Origin of the sequence: Desulfopila sp. IMCC35008 (assembly GCF_010646885.2) — a bacterium.
In the GTDB taxonomy this organism is placed as follows: domain Bacteria; phylum Desulfobacterota; class Desulfobulbia; order Desulfobulbales; family Desulfocapsaceae; genus Desulfopila.
The window spans coordinates 1576285-1598458 of the sequence record NZ_CP050700.1; the positions used below are offsets into that span (position 1 = coordinate 1576285).

Below are 22174 nucleotides of genomic sequence, written 5' to 3' on the forward strand. Positions count from 1 at the left end.
CCGGCTTCATTGTTATTCTTAACTGACAGCCTCTTGCACTCCTTGATTTTGCCGTTTTTCCGCTTTATCCTGGAGAATTCCCTTAATCATCGCCACTGAGATGATAACTCCGGCTACTGCCAGGGCTGCGATCAGGGCCCAGAAACTAATGCCGTTCAACAGGTATCCCAACTGTGACTTTAATGCTGGAATGAGATCAAGATCGGCAAGATATCCCGGGACTTTCGCTCCACGAGATAGTGCCACGATGAGCATAACCGCAGCCATGACCAGCTTGATTGTATGGTCTTTCACGTATGTCGTGCCAAGTGCGCCGAGCTGTACGCCAATGAGGGAACCTGCAAGTATGAGCAGTGTCATGCGGATATCGATCAGGCCGGAAATACCCCATTGAACAGAACCGTAGGCACCCATGACAAATGCCACCACAAGTTCAGTGGCACTGGCAACCATGGCTGAAGCACCCACTACATAGATCATCCCGGGAACACCGATAAACCCGCCCACCGCAATTGTCGCTGCAAGCAAGCCTGTAAAAAGGCCGACAGGGATAGTGACCCAGGCGGATATTCGAACCTTGGCAACCTTGAATTCCATCATTGGCCAGAGTTCAATTTTCTGGAGTGAGAGTGCGAGGTTTGAGGTCTTTTCTTCGACAACACCTTTTGATGACCGTAGGGCATCTCGAAGGACATAGGCTCCCACAGTTATCAGGACGAAGACAAAGACCACGCTGACGTAAAGGTTTGATCCGGCATTTCCCCAGTGGGAGAGGATCCATTTCTGCATTTTGATCCCCACCTCAACACCTATGATCGCCGTAACTGCCATCACCAGACCAAGTTTAATATCGGCCTGGCCGTATTTCCAACGCTTGTACGAACCGACCATTGCTTTGGGGAATTTATGACACATGTTGCTGGCAACTGCTACAGCCCCGGGAGCCCCGAGTGACATCATCGCCGGTGTCAGGACAAATGCCCCTCCAGAACCGATGAACCCTGAGAGAAGCCCGCCGATGAGGCCGACTACGAGAAGAGCAATGATTTTCGTTATCGTCATGTCAAAAAACATGACAGAAACGTCTTTGATAACATTCGGACCAGCTTCTGTATTGAGACTGACCATTACTTTTTTCTCAAGTATGATGTCTTCTACAGTCATATCTTTGCCGAGTGACAAGGTGCGCAGTTCATCATGGCCGTCTACCTTGATGACTGCAGTACCTTTTGTCCCGTCAACTTGAGTAAAGATCCCCTTAACAACATTTTTTGGAGGAGGACCGCCAGCGAAGGAATTACTGGCAAATGTGAAGGCTGTTAATACTGCAAGCATCAAAATGATGATCTTCTTCATGAGCTATTTCTCCAATTAATCAGGGCAGAATGTTATGATTGTTTGGCTTCAAGTCCGAGTACACTGAGCAGGTTGCTGGCGAATGCACCATGGATAAAGGAGAACGCAAAAGCGGTTCCCACCGGGAATATTGCGTGCCATCCTCCAAGGGTGTAGGTGTTGGTAACCAGGGCTGCGTTTGAAAAAAGAAGCATGTAGGCCCCTCCGGATGCCGCTCCGAAAAACAGCATCTTGGCGACGGGACGTTTCTTCCTGACCATCGGTTGTTTTCTTTTGTCGGTGGTCGTTGTTGTACCGACGTGGGTTTTCGTATCAGTAGTCTTATTGACAACTAACCGGGTCTGATAGGGATCTGTTGCTCTCATACTATCCTCCTCTGTTGTTTTGAAGGTTGTTAAACTTCCACTGTTGATGAAAGTGCAATTTCGCTCGTGATACAGGATGTTCTGCTCAGCCATCCCCTGCAATGTGCGGCTTTTTTCATGCAGGAGGAAGAAACACCTTCAAAGTTGCAACATGAGTGCCATACAGAATGTTACCAATAAAACGTTAAATATTAGTACGTTGAATAGTTGGTGGTCGGGAAAGGAGGTGTTGCATAATGCAACGTTAAAACAGGAGTCTGATTTGTTTTAAGTAGCGATATCAGTATAATAGGTGGAAAAATCAGATAAATTAAAGAAGTGTTGCGAATTGCAACGGCAAAGAGTGGTTCTGGCCAAGAACGGTCTGGACTTCTGGAATCCACATGTCAATTTAAGTATAAGATATAAATAAACTTTATATGTTGATAGATGATTGTCGGAATTCGAATCCGAGTTTGTAAAAAATATATACCCTGGTTTTCCTGTGGGGTGTTACAATTTGCAACGCTCCCAGGGCATATATTAAGGCATAAAGCAGGAAATTCATCTATATCGAACAATTACGTTCTACTATCAAACCGGAATATCTTTTGCAGTGAAATGTAACCATTACTTATTGAGGAAATTGAATAAAATCATTAGGGGAATTCAGTGCACCTTTTTTGTCTGATATGTACGCTAACCAAAACTCTCTAAACTTTTGAATGGTATAATTTCAAACGATATGAAAAAACCCTGTGTTCTCATCGTCACCCATCGTGGGCACTTATCAGAAAAAGTCAAAAGCCATGGTCTGAATGTCGCAAAACGGCTCGACTTGAGATTACTTGTAGCATATATCAATACGATGCCGCTTCTCTCAGATGGAGGAAGTCGGCACCGGAGTTTCAATGAGGCTGCACGGCAGGATAGTATGGAGCTGCAGCGAGATGCTGTAATGTATGGTGTCAGCGTCAATTCTGTTCAGGATTCCGGTAAAATCAGTAAAGTAGTCAGCCGATTGTGCCGCATGTTGAACAACCTTGAGTTTATTATTGCCGACTCTGGAGTCAAGGCACACAGCGTCGCCCTCAGCTCAACTGTACCGGTTTTCACGGTTTGTGATAATACACTAAAAAGGCAACTTCGGGGGCCTGGACAGTTGGAGACTGATCGAATTCCTGCCCTTGCCTGTAAATTGAGAGAGCCGGAAGATACCCCGGACAAAGAGTTGGAAGATAGAGACAAATATTCCTCTTGAGGTGACTAAAAAGTCATTGATAATATGTAAAGATTGGCCAATTATAGTGGCATAAAAATAAACACTAAAGCCTCTTGTCATGACAACACACTCGATTAAGAACATTCTGGCAGCAATGGATAATTCCAAGGAGAACAGGTCTCTTTTCAAAGAGGCACTTGCACTTGCGTCTTCTATGAGGGCGAAAGTGGTTGTTACTTCGATAACACCACGCTATGAAGGTAATATGAATCGTGTTTTCCTGAATGATGCGGAGAAACAGCTTGAAATACCACTGAAAACAGTTCTGGATGAAGCTGGGGAATATGCGTCCTCTCTTGGTCTTCAGATGAGTACTCTTCACCGGGTAGGTAAACCTTCAGATGAAATTTCTGCAATAGCACATGAAATGAATGCTGATCTCATTCTCCTCGGGTGCTCGAAAAGGTTGCAGGTTGAAAGAATTCTGCTAGGCCGTACAACAATTGAGGTGATCTGCAATGGTCCATGTGATGTCATGCTGTTACCTGAGGATAGGGAAATATCGTTTGAAAGAATTCTTGTTGGAATAAATGGTTCAGCTGAAAGTTTGGAAGCTGGTGTCAGAGCCCTGGGATTGGCATCGTCCTATGGGGGGGAAGTTCATGCTGTTTATGCGACTGACTTATCAACGGATCGACTTCTCCGTTATGGTGCCATGAGGGATGCGGAACAGAAAGGGTGGAAAATATTACAAGAATTCCTTACTCTCTCAAGAGAGTATGAGGCTCCTGTTATTACGGCTGTCCGTGGAAACCTACCTGAGAGCAGTCTTGTGGAATATGCACGAGAGAAGAAAATCAACCTCATCGCGTTGGGAGCCCCAAAAGAACATTGGGGGTTAGAAATGTTTTTTGGCAGCGTTATAGAGAGAATAACCTCACTTGCCCAATGTCCTATCCTGATAGCCAAGAAAAGTGAGTAGCTCAATGATATTGAACTTGAACTTTGCAAAGGAATGAATAATGCGGCTCATAGTGTTTGGCGCAACCGAAGTCGGTTATATGATAGCTGGGCGATTATGCCAGGAACATGACATCACGCTCGTCGATGAGAGCGAGCGTCTGCCCGAGAAATTCAACGCCCTGGATGTTCGTCATGTCACTGGCAGCGGAACGGATATCTCTACCCTTGAGAATGCAGACGAAGGAAAGGCCAGACTGTTTATCGCCTGTTCTCAGAATGATGAGGCCAATATAGTTGCCTGTTGGACGATAAAGAAGATTTCCGATATCGAAACAGTTTGTTTTGTCAGCAGGGGTGACATCTACAACAACCTGGTCAGTGATGTGCAGCATCGTTACCACACCAGATATGATATCGATAATGTCATCTGGCCTGAACAACTGCTCACAGAGGATATCTTCAGGATAATTCTTGTCCCGGAAGCTTTAGATGTTGAATACTTCGACGGAGGCCGTACCAAACTCTTTGAATACAGGGTTAAGGAGGACTCCCCGCTCTGCAACATGCGGGTGATGGACTGCGACTTTCCGGATAACGTGATTATCGTCGGAATTACCCATGACAGCAGTTTATCGATTCCACGAGGGCAGACAATGATACGCCTCGATGACAAGGTGGTCTTCATGGGAACAGGGCAGGCGCTTGATCTGTTGGCCGTTCAACTCTCCAAGAAAAAGAATAAAATCGATTCCGCTGTGATAATCGGAGGCGGAAATGTCGGATTCTTTCTTGCCCGCCAGATGGAGCAGTCGGGGATACGCGCCAAAATCATCGACCATGACGAGAAACGTTGTGCATTTCTTGCTATGAATTTAGGGAAAAGTCTGGTGTTACAGGGTGATGGCACTGATATTGAACTTCTTGAAGAAGAGGCTGTCGGTCAACAGGATGTTGTTATTTGCGTTACCAATAATGATGAAAAAAACCTGCTTTGCTCACTACTTGCAAAAAAATTGGGAGCACAACGTATCATTACCCGCACCAGCAATGAGCGGAATGGAGATCTTTTTGAACGGGTTGGTGTTGATGTTGTTGTCTCGCCGCGGGAGTCGGCCATGAAAGAGTTGCTGAACCTTATGGAGGTCCGGGATGAAGACATCCTGGCCTTTGTCGCGGGGGGGCAGGGTGAGGTCTTGCGTATCGAGGTGCCCGAAACATTTCCCGACACCCAGGTTATGGATCTGCGACTGCCTGAGCAGGCAATTATTGGAGCTATAAAACGAGGAAGAGCAGTTCTCATTCCGAATGGTCAAACAACAGTCTGCGCTGGGGATACACTCAAAGTTTTTACTCATACTGAATCTACCGACTCGATTCAGGATGTCTTCAAGATTTAATTTATGAAAACAGAAAGAGTCCTTAACGCCGTTGGTCTCATCCTCACCGGATTCGGTGGTATCGTATTAACGCCCATTCTGGTCGCCCTCATAGAAAAGGAGTATAGTTCTATCGTCCCGTTTTGTGTTGCATCCGGCACTGGTATCGGTCTCGGTCTGCTCTGCCGATGGAAAGGGGGCCGGGACCGAAATTTTGATAAGATCAGTCGCCCGGAAGGGTTATTGATTGTAACGCTTGCCTGGCTGCTAACCGCCGCGGTAGGTGCAATACCGTATCTTTTCTACAACCTTGGGCCTTTAGATGCCTATTTTGAATCGGTCTCCGGGATAACAACAACAGGGGCTACTATTCTCACAGATTTTTCACTGTACCCGAAAGACTTTTTCTTCTGGCGAAGCCTCACTCAGTGGCTGGGAGGGATGGGCATCATTGTTCTCTTTGTCGCAATTCTTCCTCAATTCGCAGTTGCCGGCCGCAGCATATTCTTTGCCGAGGCGCCTGGCCCGGTAGATGAAAAGATCACCCCTCGTATTACTCATACTGCAAAGTCACTGTGGCTTATTTACGTTTTGCTGACAATCCTCGAAATACTGTCCCTCTGGCTGGCAGATATGCCTCTTTTCGATGCCGTCTGCAATGCTCTATCAACCATGGCAGCAGGTGGATTTTCGCCACATCCACAATCGATAATGGGGTATCAGAATTCGCTGGCAACCTGGATAATTACATTCTTTATGTTTCTGGCAGGGAGTAATTTCGCACTTCAGTATCGTTTGCTGATTCAGCAGAAACCCAAACCACTTTTACAAAGTGAAGAATTCCGGCTGTATTGCGGTATTGTTTTCGCTCTCAGTGCAGCGTTGTGTTGCTTCTTGTTGATAGCTCACAGACAGTCCTTTCTCGTCAGCTTGCGGGACAGTTTTTTTCAGGTTACCTCTATTATCACTACAGCTGGTTTCTCTTCAGCTGATTTTGCCCTGTGGCTTGTTCCTGCCCAGGCGGTGCTTCTCATCGTCATGCTTGTTGGTGGGTGTGCCGGTTCCGCCGGTGGTGGTATCAAGGTGGTCCGTATCCTGTTTATGGCAAAATACATCAGGCGTGAGCTTAACCAGGTATTGCATCCTCGTGCTGTTTTGTCAGTAAAAATCGACAGGAGGGCCGTCCCTAACGACATTCAGTATCAAATACTCAGTTTTTTACTGCTCTACCTGGTACTGCTGTTTTTCTCGGGATTGTTTGTTGCAATCATAGAAGATAACTATGCAACAGGTTTTGTTGGTGCCGCGGCAACTATAGGCAATATCGGCCCCGGATTCGGTGATATTGGCCCTATGGGCACCTTTGGCAACCTTTCTGCCCTCACCAAAATGATATTTATCATCAACATGATAGTCGGCAGGCTGGAACTGATACCCTGTCTGGTGATGTTGAATCCTGATTTTTGGGGAAAATAAGGAGTCTTTCAAGTTTTCGTGCCTTGCAGCTCCGGAATGATACAATAATTCTACTCTCATTACTGGTGGAGGAGATCAATGAAGCAGTTCCACTTTGGTTTCACCTTTAAAATTCTGTTTTTCCTGCTCTGCTATATATCTGGTATCATCCTGATGTGGGATGTTTCCCGGGAAGATCTCCACACAGCTGAGGAAAAATTCAATTTTTTGGAAGCTGCCTACAGGTTGGACAACATTATCCTGGAGGTGAGGAGGTACGAGAAAAATTTTTTACTCTATAATACACCGAAGGCATTCGAAGAGCATAAAAAGTACCTCACCCAGGCTGAAAACAGTATTGCGACCCTCAGGCGCCAACTGGAGAAACTTAAAGCCGCACCTATGCTGAAGGAGCTGGAAGACTCCATGCATCAATACCATTACGCTTTTGAACAACTGGTAAAAAGCGATCAGGGAGGGAGTGAAGAATACAAGGCTAATGTAGTAAAAACAAGGGATATAGGACAGTTGCTTACTGCCCAGAGTTCAAACCTGCTTGAATTTGAAAGATTCCAATTACAGAGTATACTGCGAGAGTTGGAAACCCGGATGTCCTTCTGGTCGATTGTGGCGATAATCCTTGGGATACTCATGCCTGTCATCACCTTTTTAAAAATAATCCGTCCCCTCAGTATTATAAAAAAAGCCACGGACGATATCGCGCAGGGGAGGTTCAAACATATCACAGTTCTTCAAACGAGAGATGAGATGCAGCAGGTGATGGAGGCATTTAATACCATGGTCTTCGAACTCGAAAAGCAGCAGGACCAGCTGGTCCAGTCGCAAAAGTTGTCATCTATCGGCACCCTGACGGCAGGCGTGGCGCATCAGCTCAATAATCCCCTGAATAATATCTCCACCTCCTGCCAGATTGCCATGGAAGATTTGGGTTCTGCAGATATGGATTTTATAAAAAAAATGCTCGGCAATATAGAGCAGGAGACCTTACGTGCTCGTGATGTAGTAAAAGGGTTGCTTGAATTCTCAAGAGTGCAGGAATTTAAGCTTCGTACCGCAAATCTTGCAGAAGTTGCTTCACGTGCAGTCAGGTTGGTCCAGAGTCAGGTTCCTGCAAATATATCGATAAGGGTCAACATCTCTCCAGACCTGGAGATCCCGATGGATGTTCAGCGCATGCAGGAGGTGTTTCTCAATCTCATCATAAATTCCAGTCAGGCTATTGGAGATAAAGGGGAAATTTCAATTTCTGCTGTCATCAGTGAAAATGATGACACGGTTGTTATTGAAGTGCGCGATACCGGCCCCGGTATTCCAAAGAATATTCAGGGACAACTCTTCGATCCTTTTTATACTACCAAGGACGAAGGGAAGGGAACCGGCCTGGGACTCTCCGTCGTTTATGGAATTATCAAGAAACACCAGGGTGAAATACGCATTATCAGCGAGCCCGGCGAGGGTGCTTCCTTTCAAATAAGTCTCCCGCTTAAAGTCAAAGAGAGGGAGGCATAAATAGTGGAGACGAGAGAAAGCCTGAAAAAAATTCTTGTCGTTGACGATGAAAAAATAGCCCGTGAAAACCTGGCCCACATCCTTAAAAAAGAGGGTTATCATCCCTTGCTTGCCAAGGATGGCAATGAGGCGATTCGGCTCATGAAGGATCAGGAGATCGATCTCGTTGTTACGGATTTACGGATGAAGGGCAAAGGGGGAATGGAGGTACTGGAGGCCACAAAGGAGCTCTGGCCAGCTGCAGAGGTTCTCATCATCACCGGGTATGCGAGTATCGATAATGCTGTCGATGCCATGAAGAAAGGAGCTTATTATTATTTTGCCAAACCTCTTAACGTTCAGGAACTTCTTACGATAATCCCCAAAGCGCTCGAGCGCAGTGCAATGCACAATGAGTTGAGGCGATTGAGGAAACAGGTCTCAGAGGGTGAGGGGACCTTGAAAATAGTTGGTCGTAGTACTAAAACCCTCGCTCTGCGTGAGCAGATAAGCCAGGTCGCCCAACTGGACTGCAATGTGTTGATTCTTGGTGAAACAGGTACCGGTAAAGAATTGGTTGCCAAGACGATACATGAATTGAGTCATCGCTCGAATAAACGTTTTGTCGCACTCAACTGTGGTGTTTTTACCGAGGAACTTATCGGGAATGAGCTTTTTGGGCACGAGCAGGGGGCATTTACCGGTGCAGATAAGACTCATAAAGGGTTGCTTGAGTGTGCTGAGGGGGGAACCGTTTTCTTTGATGAGATTGGGGAGATGTCGTTGCAACTCCAGGTACAGCTCCTGCGGGTACTTCAGGAACGAACGGTGATGCGCATAGGTGGTTCAAAAGAAATACCTGTGGATATCAGGGTGCTGGCCGCCACCAACAAGGATCTCAAGGACGCTTCGGAAACCGGAAGCTTTCGTAAAGATCTTTACTATCGCTTGAATGTTATGACCATACAGGTCCCCTCCCTTGCAGAGCGTAGAAACGACATTCCTCTGTTGGCAAATCATTTTCTTCATAAACACGTTGAACCTGGAAGGAAAACTCCTCAATTGTCAGACATGGCTCTTGAACGCCTCAAAGGGTATGAATATCCAGGGAATGTAAGGGAACTTGAAAATATCATGCAACGTCTTCTGATTACCTGCAGGGAAGAGTTGATAGAACCTCACCATATCATGAGTGATATCATTTCCGGTTCTGTCGCTGATTCTGAATATCAGGGCGCCCTTTGGCCGACCTTGGAGGAACATGAGAAAAAATATATCTTAGAGGTCCTGGAAGAGGTCGAGGGGAAGAAGTCGGAAGCTGCAAAAATCCTGGGAATAGACCGGGTCTCTCTCTGGCGGAAGATCAAAAGATACGGTCTCGCAAAGCATGATCTGTGAAATGACGTGTACTATTTTGGTGTATGTCACCAACTTTTACACAGTGTTAACCAGGTGTCTGCTCAGGATTGAAGGATATATTTAACTTACTTGCATTGCTGAAAAAGTCGATGCACACCCTTTGTGTCGAGCATTGATAGTAACTATCTGGAAGTGAGGAGGAAGTGGTCATTCCTCGTTCTTTTTATTACATTGAAGTTCATCATAATTAGTTCCCACCCTAAAGCTCAGCATTCTGTTCAATATCGAGGCGTGGCTTAGTTATTTACCGCACGCATATGTACGATATTCGGAGGATAAATAATTTAGCCGGAACGCTGAGATTGGGCAGAAGGGTAGTTTTAGGACGGGAACTAACTAACAGAAGGGGGCGATGGCAAATGGGTACAAGGTTCCTGTTCCAGACAACCTTCTGGCTACCATTACGGTCTGGTTTTGCTATTTTCAGCACATTAAGGTACTTTTTGATTCTGTTAGTTTGTTCACACTCCATAAATGTAACCTGTCGTGCAATTAGTGTAATTCCGAGATGACCATATCCATTAATGATACTCAACAACAGTCAGACCTTACCCAACTGAAAAAGAGAGTCGCAGAACTTGAAAGCAGAGAAAAATCCTTATTGCGGGAAAATAAATATCTTCGAGAATTGTACAATCGTTCTCCTTTGGGATATCAATCCCTTGATGCGTTCGGGTGTTTGATCGAAATCAATCAGGCATGGCTTGAAATACTGGGTTATGAGAAGCAGGAAGTTCTTGGAAAAAATTTCGGAGATTTGCTGGCTGGTAAGTGGAGGGACCAGTTTAAAGAAAACTTTCCAAAACTGAAAGCTGTTGGAGAGATACTTGGCTTCGAATTTGAGATGCGTAAAAAGGATGGTTCACATCTGGCTGTGAGGCTTGATGGCAGGGTTGGAAAAAACGATCAGGGAGGATTTCAACAGACCTATTGCATCATTCAGGATATTACTTATCAGAGAAAAGCTGAGAAAGAGCGGGAAAAACTTCAGGCTCAACTCGTGCATGCTCAGAAAATGGAATCCATAGGTAGGCTTGCCAGTGGTATAGCACACGATTTCAATAATATTTTGTCTTCAGTAGTTGGTTATGCAGAAATCATTTTGGATGACGAACTCCCGGATGATTCGCCGGCCAGGGAAAGCCTGCAAGAGATCTTGGCAGCTGGCTTGCGGGCGAAAGAGTTGGTCAAACAAATTCTGGCAGTCAACCGCCATTCTCAACTTAAGAAACGGCCGATGTCTTTGGGCCCTGTGGTGGAAGAGGCAATCAATTTACTGCAGGCGTCATTGCCGTCCAATATCAAAATCCGTAAACATTTTTTTACTGAAAATACTCGAATTTATGGAGATCCCACCCAGATCCACCAGGTAGTTACAAATCTTGGTGTCAACGCAGGGCATGCAATGCGGGATACGGGGGGGACATTAGATGTGGTCATTACGTCAGTTGAGTTTGGACCTGAAGATCAAGAGCGGCCATTTGAGTTGAAACATGGACCATATGTTGAAATCACAGTTACCGATACAGGTTTGGGGATTAACCCCCTTATTTTGGATAAAATATTTGATCCTTTCTTCTCAACCAAACCAAAAGAAGAAGGTTCAGGTCTGGGGCTGTCAATGGTGCATGGGATAGTTAAAAATCATAACGGTGCTATCATTGTCGACAGTGAGATAAACAAAGGCACCACTTTCAAGGTCTGTTTTCCTCAGTTGACAGATTTTGGAGATGGAGAGGAAGTAATTGCTGGACCCGCTTCTCAGATGCCGGGAGGAGATGAAAGGGTTCTGGTAGTTGACGATGAACCTGTTGTTGGTGCTGTGACGAAGAAGAGACTTGAAAAGCTTGGCTACACGGTTACCTTGATAACAAATAGTCGAGATGCGCTTGATATCCTTGTCCAGGATCCATATTACTTTCAACTTGTTATTGCTGATCAAACCATGCCTGAATTGAGAGCTGACCAGTTGGCTCGCAGAATTTTATCTATCAGGCCCGATACTCCCATAATTCTTTGCACCGGTTATAGTCATCTGATAAACAGGGAACAAGCAAAGGAACTCGGGATCTCTGACTTTTTATCGAAACCTTTTACCCAGATGGATTTAGCTCGGACAATTCGTAAAGTTCTCGCTTGAAATAGAAAAAATAATAATCAATGGCCCTCATTCTAATCATAGACGATGACGAAATGTTGTGCGGAATGGTGTGCAAGAAATTGCGCCATCTGGAGCATGACGTTGAGGTCGCTCATACCTTGGAGCAAGGATTCAGGAAGACTGGAGAACGAGCATTTGATTTGGTGCTGTTGGATGTGCGACTCCCCGACGGGAGTGGCATCGAGGCACTACCCAGGCTCAAACATATTGATTCCAAACCTGAAATTATCATTATCACAGGGGAGGGAGACCCTGATGGTGCAGAACTTGCCATTGAGACAGGCGCCTGGGATTATATTTTAAAACCTCTATCTGTAAGGGAGTTATCTCTCCAGGTGACTCGTGCGCTCGAGTATCGAAAAGAGAAGCTGGCAGAAAAACCAGTAATGATACTTAAGCGTAATGCGATAATCGGCAGTGATCCGAAGTTGCTTGCTTGCCTGAAAAAAGTGGCAAAATATACCGGTACTGACATCTCGGTGCTGATAACCGGTGAGACCGGCACCGGCAAGGAGCTGTTTGCAAGGGCGGTTCATGAGAACAGTCGCCGGGCAACGTTTCCGTTCGTTGTCCTCGATTGTGCTGCATTCCCTGAACAACTTGTTGAAAGCATACTCTTCGGACATGAGAAAGGGGCATTCACTGGGGCTGATCAAAGCCGTGATGGGTTAATCCTCCAGGCGGACAAAGGAACACTTTTCATGGATGAAGTTGGCGAACTTCCTCTATCGATGCAGAAAACATTCTTACGTGTTCTCCAGGAGAAGAATTTCCGCCCTGTGGGCGGCAAACAGGAGTTGCACAGTAACTTTCGCCTGATAACAGCCACAAACAGAGATCTGGAACAGATGGTGAACGAAGGAAAGTTTCGGCAGGATCTCCTGTATAGGCTCAAAGCCTCGACAATTAAACTGCCGACCCTACATGAGAGAGCGTCTGATATAGAAACACTGGTGCTTCACTATGTCGGCCTGTTCTGCAAGAGTTATAACCTGTTAATTAAAGGTGTCTCTGCTGAATTCATGGATCTCCTGAAAATGTACCACTGGCCAGGTAATGTCCGTGAACTGGCCAATGTCATCGATTTATCCATTGCCAATTCGCATATGTACGATGTGTTGCTGCCTATCCATTTGCCGACTGATGTGAGGATCAGCACAAAGCTGTATTCCATGACAAATAATGGTACTCCAGGAAGGAAGGACTTTTCTGATGAACATCTTAAAAACAGTGAATTACCATCTCTGAGTATGTCGCTTGAGGAGACTGAAAAGAGGTACATGCGATCGTTGGTACATTACACTGAGGGGAATATTCAGGAAGCCTGTCGTATTTCCGGTCTATCCCGCTCCAGCTTGTATGCCAGGTTGAAAAAGTATAATATCGATCGATTTTCCTAACCGGCTTTTCCTGGCAATAAATCTATTCTGATCTTCATGCCTCACGCTGGACGCGTCCAGATATCTGGACACTTTCCGTCCAGATATCTGGACAGTCTCACTTCTCGACGTATTTTCCTGACATTTCGTAATTATCAAGCACCTGATATGACACGAATATATTCTATTTGTTTTGGTTTTTGACCCTGGCATATGGATTGCAAGTTTCCGTAAATATTTTAAAAAAGGAAATAATGGACATACTAATCCACAATGCATCAACATCTGATTTCAATCTGAAATTACAGAATATTATTACTTCTGCAGTATCCAGAGAAGAAGTCTGTTTCACCAGTGACCCGGAAGCCTTAACAATGGCGTTGTTGAAGTATCGGATAGGAAAACCGATTCTGGTGGTCCAGATTTGCAGTATGGACGGGATCACTTCTCTAAAAATCTTACAAAAACTCTTTGACGATCTCTTTCTTATCATTGTGACCGATAGTGCTGATGCAGATTTGCTGCAGGAGTGCCGAAAACTCTATCCTCGCTTGCTTGTTGATAATGAAAAAGACTTTGAGCTAATTGATGTCGTCATCAGGAAGCGCCAGAACATGCCAATATAGTAAATATATGGATTACTAGATAATTATATACTTTTGATGGAGGGGATTATGAGGTGGAAGGATTTATCAATCGGGAAAAAATTAGGTGTAGGGTTTGGCTCAGTACTATTCCTACTTACAGGAATTGCCATTTATACCTATTTTGGTTTTAACAAGGTGGACCATCTGGCCCACGAAACTGAAGAAATGTCTAGTGGGAACCAGTTCGTTTTACTCAAGACGATTGATCACCTGAATTGGGTATCCAGCTTGAGCACACTGGTGTTCAAGGATGATGTTCATTCCATAAATATCCAAACCGATGATACGAAATGTGGTTTCGGTAAATGGCTTTATGGTGAGGAAACCAAAAAACTGGCAGCTGAGAATAAGGAAATCGGCGCACTTCTGGAGAATATAAAAGAGCCTCACAAAAGACTTCACCATACTGCGATTAAAATCCAGGAAACCTATGTCCCTTTCAACAGGGCACTGGATGGTATTCTTGCTGACCGCTGGATTGACCATCTTGTATGGATTAAAAAATTGAGCCAGTCAATAATGACTGAAACTGAATTCACTGGAGGTCTGGATCCGAAAGCATGTGCTTTCGGCAAGTGGTACCACTCTTATAAACCAATGAACCAGAAATTTGCCGCATTACTGAAGGGCTGGGAAGAGCCCCACGCACGGTTGCATGGTTCTGCTGAAAAAATTGTATCCTATCTTGACCGCGGTGACATGGAAGGTGCAATGAGGATATATCAAGACGAAACGATTTCTGCTCTCGGTCTACTTGAAGAAAAATTTGAAGATACAATGGGGTGGATCGACGCATCTTCGGAAAAAGTGGGCGAAACCCAGGGTATTTTTAACAATGAGACTCTGTTAGCGTTGGCCGATACCAAGAAGATATTAGATGAGATCCGGGAAAGCTATCAAAATGAGTATGTCCGAATGGATGAAGAGATGATGACGGGTATAGACAGTGCCATACTCTATAATCTGATATTCTCAGTTTGTGCTGTTGTCATCGGGATATTGGCTTCTCTTCTTATTGCCAAAGGGATTACCGGACCTATTGCCAAAGGTGTTGAGTTTGCCCGAATTATGTCAAACGGAGATTTGACCAAAAAGCTGGACATTCACCAGAAGGATGAGATCGGGATACTTGCAAATGCGTTGAACAGTATGGCTCAAAACCTGAGGGGTATGTTTCAGGATATAAACGGGGGCGTTGAAACCATTTCTTCTTCTTCAACTGAACTCTCTGCAATTTCCCAACAGATGGCCGCAGGTGCGGAGCAGACTTCCGGAAAATCCAATCAGGTTGCTTCAGCAGCGGAAGAAATGAGCGCTAATATGAATAGTGTGGCAGCTGCCTCCGAGCAGGCCTCCACTAATATCCAGATGGTAGCGGCGGCGTCGGAGGAAATGAGCGCAACTATCAATGAAATTTCTGGGAATACGGAAAAAGGCCGAGTGATTACCGGTGAAGCGGTAACGTTGGCACAGACGGTGTCCGGACGTGTGGGAGAACTCGGCAAGGCTGCCTCTGATGTTGGTAAGGTGACTGAAACTATCAATGATATTTCTGAGCAGACCAATTTGCTGGCGCTCAATGCTACCATCGAAGCCGCCCGCGCAGGTGAAGCAGGCAAAGGTTTTGCGGTTGTTGCCAATGAAATAAAAGAACTGGCCAAGCAGACCGCCGAAGCCACCCAGGATATACGTTTCAAGCTGGAAGGGATACAGGGTTCTACGGAGGGTACGGTGGTGGAGATCAATAAAATTGAGAAAGTTATCGCTGATATCAATGACATCGTATGCACTATTGCAACCGCCATCGAAGAGCAATCAGCTTCTACAAAAGAGATTGCCGGCAATGTCAATCAGGCAGCACAGGGTATTCAGGATGTAAATGAAAATGTTGCTCAAAGTTCAACTGTTGCTGCCACAATTGCCGAGGACGTTGTTGAGGTCAATCAGGCAGCAAATGAGATGGCGGATGGAAGTGGACAGGTCAACGCCAGCGCTGAGGAACTGTCACGGCTTTCTGAAAGCCTGAAGCAAATGGTGGAGCAGTTTAAAATATAGCTTGTAGCTGCAAAGTTTTGAATATGTGTTCATCATCTTTGCACGTTAGGACGCCATAAACCTGTCCATTGGAACTTGTCTGTGGCCGTCCTGGCCACAGACATCCGTGACCCCATTGTTTCCAGCCTCTCCTGGCCAATGGCGCTGCGATTCATGGGTCATCAGGATTCATAATTGACAAGATCCCTATCTGGTTGCACTACTGTTGGAAGTTTGTAACCGTATGATAGGATACATTGCTCGATTAGCTTGTTCTGTCTGCGTAGTAACTCCACTTTTCAGGGCATCTGAATTTATGGCTGACCTCAAGATTGATTTAGTAAAAGCTTGTATTTTTTATCAATATGCGACTGACGAGATAATGCTCAATGTGAGTGTTCAGCAAATTGAACGAAAAAATCCCCCTGTACCTATAAGGAACAGAGGGATTTATATTTAACATAAACGGGTTCTGCCTATTACCAGCTGTCACCTAGGACTTGACTGATATCAGTGCATTTTTCTTTTTCTTCGTCTGTAAGATCTTCTTTTCGTTTTATGTTTTTAAGATCATCGATATAGCAGGCATATTCCTTGCCATCTTTATCCTGGATAAATACCATTTTCTTGTATTCCTCAGAAATAATTTCGCCTCTCATGCTCATGATTATCTCCCTCACTATATTTGTGAAATAGAACAGATATGCAGCCCCTTATTGATAATTGAAGAGCTGAATATCTCCAGAGTTACGAATAGAATATGTCGCCTTCAGCAAATTGACAAGTAACTAATATTTATTGTCAGGTCATTTGCCGGAAATCTGTCGAATTTGCATATGGATATTACCCATATACTGTTTTCCGGAAATTAGTGATTATTTTTTTCATTTAAGCAAACAGACGAATTTCAAGGTCTGGTCCAGGTATTATCCTTTGTAGGATCTCTATACAGAATTGGTGAATTATGATTGAATTAAATGTAAACGGTCAGCAACATACGGTTGAGGCAGAACCAGATGAATTGCTGGTCTGGGTTTTGCGGGAGAAAATCGGCCTGACCAGCACCAAATTTGGCTGCGGTATTGAGATGTGCGGAGCCTGCAACGTGCTGATAGATGGCGTGGTGACCCGTTCATGTAGTACCAAGCTGTCTGAAGTGTCGAATAAACTCATTGTTACCAGGGAAAAGGTTTCTGAAGATCATTTACTCAACTCCAATAATGGTTGTTGAATAACAACCCACCTAACAGAAATTCGGTTTAGGACGCGGAGCGACTTTACAGCAAGCAGCATTGTGACGTTTCGTATAATTGCCAGGGAGAACCAATATGGGAGATCTTTACACTATTGAGGTAGAGACCATTGAGGGTGAAAGAACCAACCTGAGCGAATATAAAGGTAAGGTTCTCATAATAGTTAATGTTGCAAGCAAGTGCGGATTTACTCCCCAATATGACGGGTTGGAGGAACTCTATAGAAAATTCTCTCAGAACGGACTTGTAGTTCTTGGGTTTCCTTGCAATCAGTTTGGTCAACAGGAACCTGGGTCTGAGCAGGAGATCAAGGAATTTTGTCGTCTCAATTACGGAGTTACCTTTCCGATGTTTGCCAAAGTTGAGGTGAACGGGGGAAACGCGCACCCTCTTTTTGAGTATTTGAAAAGCGAACGTCCAGGTTTACTCGGCAGCAGACGGATAAAATGGAATTTCACAAAATTTCTCGTTGATCAAGCTGGGATGGTTGTCGCACGTTTTGCACCCAATACACCTCCTTCTGAGATAGGGAAAGAAGTTGAGAGGCTTCTGGCAGGGCAGGATTGAACGTGCCATTCTGCCAAGCACTTCAACCAAACACAACGAGGGAGGCAGGCGATGCAATATGATGCTGTTATTGTCGGAGCTGGAGTGGCGGGACTGGCCTGTGCCAGAGTCTTAGAGGAGAACCAGCTTTCTTACACCCTGCTCGAGTCCAGTGATCAGGTTGGTGGCAGAATCCGAACCGATAACGTGGACGGTTTTACACTTGATCATGGCTTTCAGGTATTACAGACAGGTTATCCGGACTTGAGCCACTATCTCAATCTCAAGGAGTTGGATCTTCAGAAATTTCCTGCCGGGGTTGCTGTACGGTTTAAAAATCGTTTTCACATTATTGCCGATCCCCGTCACCACCCTAGATACCTCTTGTCCACTTTAGCATCCCCTCTGGGGGGACTGCGTGACAGAATCGCTTTGTTGCGGCTCGCCAACCAGGTATGCCGTGGTCCTTTTACAGATATCTTTGACCAGCCTGAAGAATTTGCAATGCGCTTTTTACAACGTTACGGATTTACCGAAAAGTTTATCAAAAGCTTTTTTGTGCCGTTTTTGGCTGGTGCCTGTCTGGATAAAGATATTAACGTATCAAGCAGGGTGCTGATGTACCTCCTGAGAATTTTTGCCAACGGCGATGCAACATTACCCGCGAAGGGGATGGGCGAAATTCCGCACCATATGGCCAGGTCCCTGTCCCCTGATGCATTACAGCTTAAAAGTAAAGTGCTGCAGGTACATGATAATTCGGTCAAGCTCGAAGATGGAAGAACGGTTTTGGGCAGACAGATAGTCTTGGCGACGTCACGGCCTGCTATGGAGGAATTGTTGCAAATACAGAGTGAGTGTCGCTCCGTAGCAGAGAGTTGTCTCTACTATACTGCAGATTGGACGCCTCCTTTTAAGGAACCTTTGCTGGTACTGAACGGCGAAGGGCATGGACCCGTAAACAATATAGCTTTCCCGAGCCTGGTCGCTCAAAACTATGCACCTTCGGGAAAAACCCTTATTGCAGTTGTTGTGCTGGATGATCACTCTATCCAGAGAAGTGACCTTGAGCACGAGGTCCGAAATCAGTGTCGGCAATGGTTTGGGGACATCGTGAGTAAGTGGGAACATATCCAGACCAGGGTAATTGAGCATGCCCTGCCTGATCAATCCCCCCCGACGGCCAATCCATACCATATTCCTGAACCGTTAAGCGCAACTATCAGGGTCTGTGGTGAATATCAGAGTCTGCCTGGTTTGCAGTGGGCTCTTATGTCGGGGCGTATGGCGGGGGAAGAGTTGGTTAAGGCTATATCGGGAGAGTAAAACGACGATTCACCAAAAACATTGCTTCATCAGGAGGCTTCATGAGCGCAACTGAAAAAGAGGTGCAGGACAAAATAAATGCCCTGCTGGAGAGTCAGCAACTAGCAGTGTTATCAACCCAGCGAGATGGGCAGCCATATTCCAGTCTAATGGCTTTCGCCTACTCTGCAGATTTGCAAAATATCGTTGTTGCCACAGGTAAATCGACGAGAAAACATCAGAATATAGTTCAGGACTCGCGGGTGTCTCTTCTCATTGACAATCGCTCTAACAGCGAAGACGATTTTCACGCCGCCATGGCCCTTACCGTAGTCGGAAAGGCTGAGCTCATAGAAGGTGCGGAACAATCAGACTACCGGCAACTGTATCTCAGCAGGCATCCCTATCTGGGGAAATTTCTGAGCGCTCCAACAACTGCCTTGTTTAAGATAAAGGTCTACCATTATTTGCTGGTATCACGATTTCAAAACGTTATGGAATATCGAGTGCGGGATGAAAGCGATATATTTACCTGATACCTGGCCAGAAGCTGTTAATGTCCAGTCATTTGCATAAAACATATACCAGATCCCCCCTATTGCTCAGCTTATTCTTCAGCGGAGGAACAGGGAGGGATTTGGATTCTATATTACCCTGAAACGTCTATATGGAGTGTTTTCTCCACAGGTAAAATACTGCCGGAACCACCAGCAACGACATCATCTATTGATTGTGGAACTGTCTTATACAATGAGCATTGTGCCTCGTGCCATGGTGAAGACCTTAGAGGGAAAACTGCTGAGGAAACCGGGCTGAGCAAAAATACACCGGATTTTAAAAAACGTCTTTCAAGTCATAGTGACGGTGACTTTTTTTGGAAGATAAGAACAGGTCGAGGTGAAATGCCTTCTTTCGGAAAAGATATGTCAGACACAGAAATTTGGGATATCATAAACTATGCCGGTTCTGATGAAAAACAATAATAAATTACTGAGGCAATATGTTCTCTGTCCAGATATGACGACCTTGAGATCTAGGCAGAAAAGGAAGACGGTAAGCGGCGGTCTACAAAGAAACTGTAGGTTGCGTCGCCAATCTAAAGTGTTATTGAGGGAAGTGGATGTGATGTGATTCCAGACCAGCTGTTGCGGAGTATTTTACTGAAAAACCGCCGCGTGAATAAGCATCTTTCATGTAAACCTGCCTTAGAGAGTCTTGTTTAGAAATATATCGGTCAACACCTGGTGGCCTAACATTGTAAAAGATCAGAGCCAATAATGCAGGTACTGGGAGGTTGTCCGAGAATAGACTTTTTTTCTCAGATCAAGGTATTTCATGAAAATAAGCGCAGGCATATGTATGATATTCAGAGCATTATTTTTATGCTTTATATGGGAAATGGCAAGACCAATCTTTAACATGCAATAGACCGGACGATATAGTCTTTTCGTTCTCATCAAACTATCCAGTATATTTTTTTGTTGTTGATCGAATAAAACCTTGTCTCTGGGGTCGTTTTCCAGGTGTAATATAGTAAAAGATGATAGTGGGTTCATCTTTAATAAGTTCTTCAGCGCCCTGAAATAAGGAAGATTACTATGTGCCAGAATGCGGGAACAATCTTTAAGAAAGGCATCCTCCTGGAAAAGGATACTCATTTCAAACAGGCCCAAGACCTATATGAGGACCTCCTGCTTCATGTAACTGATGAAACTATTCTTGATGAAGTAAGATTACGGTTAGACGATATGGATGACCTTATCGCTGAGAAGGCGGTTTACCAGCGGATTGACGAAAATGCTAAGCGGGTGTTGACGGAGATCGGTATGAACATAGCCGACAACCAGGTTCTCATGGATATCCTCCTGGAAGCTGGTGCCATTAATTTCGACAATGAAACAGCACTGTTTATCCCCTTGAAGAGGAGTTACATAGATCATTGCCTTGAGCAGGTTCCCCGTGAAATGCCAGGAGATCCAGGAATGAACACTTTTGGCACCGGTGCAACCTCACCTTTTCTGAAACGGGCTGGCGAAGAAGAACTACGCCCCGCCAATCGTAAAGAGTATGAGCAAATCACATGCCTGGTGGCGGAACAGCAAGATGTGGTGAATATTTTCAGCCTTCCGGTAGGCTGCGACAAGAGTATCTCTCTCTTCGAGGTTGCTCAGCTTATGGAGAAAGCTTATCCAGGGCTGAAGATGATCACCACAAATTCCATGACTGCTGACGAGATGACTTTTTTACAGGAAAAAGAGGACTGGATTGATGGTACCAGCCTTATTACATCTTTGGCTCCCATGAACAACATGGTAGAGCCGTTTTTACGAAGCGCACGCACCGGTAACAATCTTCTGCTGATTGACCAGACGATTGCCGGTGTATCCGGAGCTGGCAGCCCGGAGTCACTTCTGACGCAGAACCATGCCCAGGTGATTTTCATGATGATTATCGCCCAGACCGTAAACCCGGGAATTCTGTGCGTGCATGGAGGCATTCCCAGTGTTACCGAGGCAGGTGGCAACCTTTCTTACAGCTCACCCCATCAAACATTTATCAATGCAGCCTTGGCACGCGTCAACACCTGGATTACCGGGTTCCCTTCCGCTCAGACAGGAGGAAGTACCAGCCTGATAGATGTAACTCCTCACGCAGTTTTCGAGTCGGAATTGAGCCGCAACTCTTTGCGCAAGTATGGGGTGCATATTTTGCGGCATGCCATGGGGGCTCTTGGCAGTCTTAACTTTTTCAGCATGGAAAAGTTTTTAGAAGATTGCGAACGTGAACGTTATTCCAGGAAGATCTTTAAAACGTGTTCCAAGAATGTCGGCGTTATGCCTCTGTACTTTCCTCGCGACGACCATGCGTTTGAGGGCATCAGGGAGATTGCTGAGAAAGGGAATCCCAAATGTACTGACCACACATTAAAAAACGTAGATTCATTCCGTCAGTGGGAGAAAATCATCAACGATGCTGCTCAAAAGAAACTCTACTGCCCACAGCTCAATGATACCGTTATAGAGGCAATGAGTGGTGGAGAAAGGTTTCATTGAGAAATGATGTGAGAGGAGAAGTCCTCTAACCAGAAGAAAATATGAATGGAATTATGATATGCTGGTAGAGTAGACGATTATTGGTACTTGTTCTTCTGCGAGTAGAGGTCACAGGTGAGTAGCATAGTAGTTTTATCTGCACCTTGGATGAG

General features: G+C 45.2%; 19 protein-coding genes. 16 read left to right on the forward strand and 3 right to left on the reverse strand.

Features of this window, described 5'->3' with window-relative positions:
- Nucleotides 1-18 precede the first annotated feature (18 nt).
- Entirely contained in the window at nucleotides 19-1074 is a 1056-nt protein-coding gene (locus tag GA520_RS06970; RefSeq protein ID WP_163339561.1) for a sulfite exporter TauE/SafE family protein, read from the reverse strand.
- Between the two features lie 314 nt (nucleotides 1075-1388).
- On the reverse strand, nucleotides 1389-1721 hold the full coding sequence (locus tag GA520_RS06975; RefSeq protein WP_163339418.1) for a hypothetical protein: 333 nt from the start codon (nucleotides 1719-1721) through the stop codon (nucleotides 1389-1391).
- Nucleotides 1722-2445: 724 nt separating this feature from the next.
- Between GA520_RS06975 and GA520_RS06980 the strand changes: the two genes are divergently transcribed.
- The 10 genes from GA520_RS06980 to GA520_RS07025 all read left to right on the forward strand — a co-directional run bounded on the left by GA520_RS06980 (nucleotide 2446) and on the right by GA520_RS07025 (nucleotide 15886).
- Nucleotides 2446-2961, forward strand: a complete 516-nt coding sequence (locus tag GA520_RS06980) for a hypothetical protein (protein WP_163339419.1) — start codon at nucleotides 2446-2448, stop codon at nucleotides 2959-2961.
- 79 nt (nucleotides 2962-3040) lie between these two features.
- Nucleotides 3041-3904 carry a universal stress protein gene (locus GA520_RS06985; RefSeq protein ID WP_163339420.1) on the forward strand — a complete coding sequence of 288 codons (864 nt, stop codon included), beginning with the start codon at nucleotides 3041-3043 and terminating at the stop codon, nucleotides 3902-3904.
- 40 nt (nucleotides 3905-3944) lie between these two features.
- Nucleotides 3945-5282 (forward strand): Trk system potassium transporter TrkA, encoded by a 1338-nt coding sequence (gene trkA / locus GA520_RS06990; RefSeq protein WP_163339421.1) that lies wholly within the window; start codon nucleotides 3945-3947, stop codon nucleotides 5280-5282.
- A 3-nt stretch (nucleotides 5283-5285) separates the two neighbouring features.
- Nucleotides 5286-6737, forward strand: a complete 1452-nt coding sequence (locus GA520_RS06995; protein WP_163339422.1) for a TrkH family potassium uptake protein — start codon at nucleotides 5286-5288, stop codon at nucleotides 6735-6737.
- Nucleotides 6738-6815: 78 nt separating this feature from the next.
- Nucleotides 6816-8246: a sensor histidine kinase gene (locus GA520_RS07000; RefSeq protein ID WP_163339423.1), complete on the forward strand. Its 1431-nt coding sequence runs from the start codon at nucleotides 6816-6818 to the stop codon at nucleotides 8244-8246.
- A gap of 3 nt (nucleotides 8247-8249) precedes the next feature.
- Nucleotides 8250-9623 carry a sigma-54 dependent transcriptional regulator gene (locus tag GA520_RS07005; RefSeq protein WP_163339424.1) on the forward strand — a complete coding sequence of 458 codons (1374 nt, stop codon included), beginning with the start codon at nucleotides 8250-8252 and terminating at the stop codon, nucleotides 9621-9623.
- Between the two features lie 529 nt (nucleotides 9624-10152).
- Nucleotides 10153-11784 (forward strand): ATP-binding protein, encoded by a 1632-nt coding sequence (locus tag GA520_RS07010; protein ID WP_163339425.1) that lies wholly within the window; start codon nucleotides 10153-10155, stop codon nucleotides 11782-11784.
- 20 nt (nucleotides 11785-11804) lie between these two features.
- Nucleotides 11805-13205, forward strand: a complete 1401-nt coding sequence (locus tag GA520_RS07015) for a sigma-54 dependent transcriptional regulator (protein ID WP_163339426.1) — start codon at nucleotides 11805-11807, stop codon at nucleotides 13203-13205.
- A gap of 233 nt (nucleotides 13206-13438) precedes the next feature.
- Nucleotides 13439-13810, forward strand: coding sequence for a hypothetical protein (locus tag GA520_RS07020; RefSeq protein ID WP_163339427.1), 372 nt, complete (start codon nucleotides 13439-13441; stop codon nucleotides 13808-13810).
- Nucleotides 13811-13858: 48 nt separating this feature from the next.
- Nucleotides 13859-15886, forward strand: a complete 2028-nt coding sequence (locus GA520_RS07025) for a methyl-accepting chemotaxis protein (protein WP_163339428.1) — start codon at nucleotides 13859-13861, stop codon at nucleotides 15884-15886.
- A 458-nt stretch (nucleotides 15887-16344) separates the two neighbouring features.
- On the opposite strand, the gene GA520_RS07030 is transcribed toward GA520_RS07025, so the two are convergent.
- Nucleotides 16345-16530 (reverse strand): hypothetical protein, encoded by a 186-nt coding sequence (locus GA520_RS07030; RefSeq protein ID WP_163339429.1) that lies wholly within the window; start codon nucleotides 16528-16530, stop codon nucleotides 16345-16347.
- Nucleotides 16531-16829: 299 nt separating this feature from the next.
- Here GA520_RS07030 and GA520_RS07035 point away from each other — a divergent pair, with 299 nt between their 5' ends.
- The 6 genes from GA520_RS07035 (at nucleotide 16830) to GA520_RS07055 (ending at nucleotide 22022) form a co-directional block, all read left to right on the forward strand.
- Nucleotides 16830-17096, forward strand: coding sequence for a (2Fe-2S)-binding protein (locus tag GA520_RS07035; RefSeq protein WP_163339430.1), 267 nt, complete (start codon nucleotides 16830-16832; stop codon nucleotides 17094-17096).
- A gap of 97 nt (nucleotides 17097-17193) precedes the next feature.
- Nucleotides 17194-17685, forward strand: a complete 492-nt coding sequence (locus tag GA520_RS07040) for a glutathione peroxidase (RefSeq protein WP_163339431.1) — start codon at nucleotides 17194-17196, stop codon at nucleotides 17683-17685.
- A gap of 51 nt (nucleotides 17686-17736) precedes the next feature.
- Nucleotides 17737-18990 carry an NAD(P)/FAD-dependent oxidoreductase gene (locus GA520_RS07045; protein WP_163339432.1) on the forward strand — a complete coding sequence of 418 codons (1254 nt, stop codon included), beginning with the start codon at nucleotides 17737-17739 and terminating at the stop codon, nucleotides 18988-18990.
- Nucleotides 18991-19031: 41 nt separating this feature from the next.
- Nucleotides 19032-19505, forward strand: coding sequence for a pyridoxamine 5'-phosphate oxidase family protein (locus GA520_RS07050; RefSeq protein WP_163339433.1), 474 nt, complete (start codon nucleotides 19032-19034; stop codon nucleotides 19503-19505).
- 189 nt (nucleotides 19506-19694) lie between these two features.
- Nucleotides 19695-19952 carry a cytochrome c gene (locus GA520_RS27115; RefSeq protein ID WP_370362791.1) on the forward strand — a complete coding sequence of 86 codons (258 nt, stop codon included), beginning with the start codon at nucleotides 19695-19697 and terminating at the stop codon, nucleotides 19950-19952.
- A 615-nt stretch (nucleotides 19953-20567) separates the two neighbouring features.
- Nucleotides 20568-22022, forward strand: coding sequence for a trimethylamine methyltransferase family protein (locus GA520_RS07055; protein WP_163339434.1), 1455 nt, complete (start codon nucleotides 20568-20570; stop codon nucleotides 22020-22022).
- Nucleotides 22023-22174: the final 152 nt, after the last annotated feature.